The sequence below is a fragment of the Halomonas sp. genome (assembly GCF_052095695.1).
Classification (GTDB): Bacteria; Pseudomonadota; Gammaproteobacteria; order Pseudomonadales; family Halomonadaceae; genus Vreelandella.
The window spans coordinates 1-4081 of sequence record NZ_JBQDLQ010000155.1; the positions used below are offsets into that span (position 1 = coordinate 1).

Annotated in this window: 3 protein-coding genes; all 3 read right to left on the reverse strand. The window is 52.3% G+C overall.

All coding sequences use genetic code 11. From position 1 onward, the window contains the following. Positions 1-208: 208 nt before the first annotated feature. A complete protein-coding gene (locus tag ACTH5D_RS17445; RefSeq protein ID WP_441673450.1) occupies positions 209-838 on the reverse strand; it encodes a L,D-transpeptidase family protein in 630 nt (209 codons plus the stop codon). 182 nt (positions 839-1020) lie between these two features. After that, positions 1021-1482: a DUF6586 family protein gene (locus tag ACTH5D_RS17450; protein ID WP_441673452.1), complete on the reverse strand. Its 462-nt coding sequence runs from the start codon at positions 1480-1482 to the stop codon at positions 1021-1023. Beyond that, the coding region (topA, locus tag ACTH5D_RS17455; protein ID WP_441673454.1) for a type I DNA topoisomerase at positions 1479-4081 on the reverse strand (2603 nt) is incomplete at its 5' end. The genes ACTH5D_RS17450 and topA, both read right to left, overlap by 4 nt.

The following is a 4081-nucleotide window of genomic DNA, read 5'->3' on the forward strand; positions in this document are numbered from 1 at the left end:
CTCCTTGAGTCGTCCTTGGGTACTACGTTAAGGGTATGACAAAGGTAAGGCTAAGCTCTTAGCTTAAATTTGTCTACCTGCGGTGCAGGTTCTTTTCAATGACTTGTGCTGTTAAGCACGCGAGTCAAACGCTGTTTTATAATAGTCCACAGCGCTTGTCTATAGCCACTTATTTAAAAACCTCGAACTTCCTTACAACGGCGCTAGCTTAACGGATCACTACACGGGTGCCAACACCCACTAGCTCTGCGAGGCGATCAATTTGCTCGTTGGTAACGGCAACACACCCCTGAGTCCAGTTATAACGCCCATGAATATCAGGATCAGCGGCACCCAATCCATGAATACCAATAGCGCCACCAAGCGCCGTATTCTGAGATGGATGACCGTAACGGCGGTAGTATTCGAAGTAGTCTTCATAATCCGTTTGGGAGTAAATCCCGCTTTCCAATGCCATCCGTGCATGGGCCGGCGTTGGATAATCAATGGCCATAAAAGTACGCCATTGGCTTTCGTAATTAAAACGATTGATACGAAACTCGCCCAGAGGGGTCACACTATCGCCACGCACGCGCTGCGTTTTTGCCCCGGCCCGCCCTAGCGATATCGGCGCAAAACGCTCCAATAAGGCATTGCCACGAAAAACGCTTAGCGTGGACTCCCGGTCATCTACCAACACCCATAGTTCGTTGCTGTGCCTAGGCGCATGAGCACGAGTGAGCATCGTCTCGACAAGATCTGGGATGCCTGATTGGCTAGGCGAATTCACTGCAGCGCTCGCAACGGCGGGAAAACTCAGCGCCATAGCGAGAAAACGACGGCGATTGACAGGCATCATGGTAGCTCTCGAAACACGTTAGCCTGTGGTTGACCCACTAGGCTCATCTGGTGGCTGTTATACATTATTCCCACATTCGCCGTTAGTATTTTCGTCATACGCGCAATACAGCTAACGCGCAGTGAATAAACGCGCCCACCAAAGCATTACTGCAATGAGCGCTTTTCGTTATTTTAGTAGACCTACCATTCCAAGCTAGTTTCCCGCAGAGAGCCTATTTCTCGCTTTGCTGCCTGAAGATTAGCCAATAGCTGCTTGCGTAGATTCACTGGACTAGCCACTGCAATCATCGCAGGATTGTGCGCCGTACGTCGTGCGGCCCCATCGTCACTGTGCAAGCGCTCAAGCTGGGCCACGAGCCAGTGTAACCAGCTCTCAGGATGGGCTCTTAAATCGCGCAGGCGTTGCAGCTCTGCTAAATTCACACCATCTTCTGCTAGCAGAATACGCCAAGCATGCTCTGACAACCGTGCATGCTCAGTGACTTCACGCAACAGCGACTCTAAAGCCAACTCAAAGAGCGCCAACGCGCCCTCCTCCTGGGCCATCTGTCTCGCCGTGGCATGTTCGTCATCCCCGGCTGATAACATGGCTAGCAACTCAGCCTGATAGAGCAATTGATTGGTTCGCGACTGCGCACTCACTTACGCTTATCCTCCACGTGCCATTTGCCGGCATCAAAAGTGGCTTTCCAGCCAGTGGCCTTACCTTCTTCATCCGTCATCACAAACTGCTCTTTACTCTTGCGAGAGTAACGAATCTGAGCCGGGCGGCCATCAGGATCTTCACTAGGCGCCTTGAGAATAAAGTGATATTTCTCTGGCAGCTCATCAGCATGCGCTTTTAATTCTTTGACTAACGGCGGCCGCGTTTCACGGTTTTTAGGGAATTTGCTGGCTGCCAAAAATAGACCGCTTGCCCCATCGCGCAATACGTAATGGTCGTCAACTTTCTGACAGGCCAGCTCCGGCATCGGAATCGGATCCATTTTTGGCGGCGCCACTTCACCGCTTTTCAATAGCTTGCGCGTATTTTTGCACTCACCATTGGTACAGCCAAAATACTTACCAAACCGACCTGATTTGAGCTGCATCTCAGAGCCGCATTTATCACATTCAATCACCGGGCCATCGTAGCCTTTAATCTTGAATTTACCGCTCTCGACTTCGTAACCATCGCAGTCTGGACTATTACCACAGATATGCAGCTTGCGCGTCTCATCGATTAAATAACTGTCCATGGCCGTGCCACACTTGTGGCAGCGATTCTTAGCCCGCAACGCGTTGGTTTCAGCGTCTTCTCCCGCATCTTCGGCAACGGCTTCCTCACCCGGAATCAGGTCGATGGTAGTTTTGCAGCGCTCTTTTGGCGGCAAGTTATAGCCGCTACAGCCCAGAAAAACGCCCGTAGAAGCCGTTCGAATCTGCATATGACGACCGCAGCTAGGGCAGTCTATGTCTGTCGGCACCGGCTGATTAGGCCGCATACCATCATCGCTCTCTGCTTTAGCAAGCTCTTCACGGAACTCACCGTAGAAGTCGTCTAGCAAGCCCTGCCAGTTGCGCTCACCTTCGGCAACTTCATCCAAGCTATCTTCCATACGAGCGGTGAACGAGAAATCCATCAAATCCGGAAACGATTCTTTTAGCCGTTCGGTGACAATATCACCCAGTTTTTCAGCATAAAAACGCCGATTTTCTAATTTCACATAGCCGCGATCTTGAATCGTCGAAATAATAGAGGCGTAGGTTGAAGGTCGACCAATGCCCTGTTTTTCAAGCTCTTTAACCAGACTTGCTTCGGTATAGCGTGGTGCAGGCTTAGTAAAGTGCTGCAGCGGATCAAGCGCTTCCAGCGCCATGGGCGTCCCCTGCGGCAAGTCAGGCAGGGTCTGGTCCTCATTTTTACCGCCAGGCTTCATTACCCGCGTATAGCCATCAAACTTGAGCACGCGGCCTTTGGCACGCAGCTCATAGCCATCGACCTCAACGCTCAGCGTACTTGAAAGATACTGTGCAGGCGTCATCTGACAAGCCACAAACTGGCGCCAAATCAATTCATAAAGACGCTCTGCATCGCGCTCCATGCCCGCCAAGTCGGTTGCTTTGCGCTCAACGCTTGAAGGTCGAATGGCTTCGTGAGCCTCTTGAGCACTTTCTTTACTGCTATAACGATTAGGCGCCTCAGGCAGGTAGCGCTCACCAAACTCTTCGCTAATGTACCCGCGCACGCTTTCCACAGCGTCTTTCGACAAATTGGTGGAGTCAGTACGCATGTAGGTGATGTAGCCAGCTTCGTAGAGACGCTGAGCCATGGTCATGGTTTTCTTAACGGAGAACCCTAACCGCCCACTCGCAGCTTGCTGCAGCGTAGAGGTAATAAAGGGAGCCGTGGGCTTTGAAGTGGTGGGCTTATCTTCACGCGAGGTAATCGCTAGTTTGGCTTTTCTAAGCTGCTCAATACGCGCCAGCGTATCTTTCTCAGACGTAGGCCTAAATGCTTTGCCGTCTTGACGCACCAATGCGAAGCGCACTAGCTCGCCCTCTGGTGAGGCCAAGTCGGCGTGCACATCCCAAAATTCTTCAGGAATAAACGCACGAATTTCGCGCTCACGCTCAACAATTAAGCGCACGGCTACCGACTGCACTCGACCCGCAGACAGCCCGCGCGCCACTTTCGCCCATAGCAGCGGCGAGAGCATAAAGCCCACTACTCGGTCGAGGAAGCGTCGCGCTTGCTGTGCCTCTACACGGGGTATGTTAAGCACGCCAGGTGCCTTGAACGCGTCCTGGATCGCGTTTTTGGTGATCTCGTTAAACACCACGCGCTTGTAGCGGTCGTTATCGCCACCGATGGTCTCGCGCAGATGCCATGCAATGGCTTCCCCCTCGCGATCCAAATCCGTTGCGAGATAGACAGCATCAGCTTTCTCAGCCAATTTTTTCAGTTCGGCAACGACTTTTTCTTTCCCGGGCAGCACTTCGTAGTGAGCTTCCCAGCCGTTATTAGGATCAATGCCCATACGCCGAATTAGCTGATCCTGGCTTTTGCGCTTTTTATGCTCAACTTTCTCTTCCGCCGACATCTTGCGTGTCGCTGCGGCCTGGCGAGCGCGCTCCTTAGGGTCGGAGGCTGCCTTACCTGAGCCGCTGGTCGGCAGGTCACGGATGTGACCCACGCTCGACTTAACGATGAAATCGTTGCCGAGATATTTGTTAATCGTCTTCGCTTTAGCCGGCGACT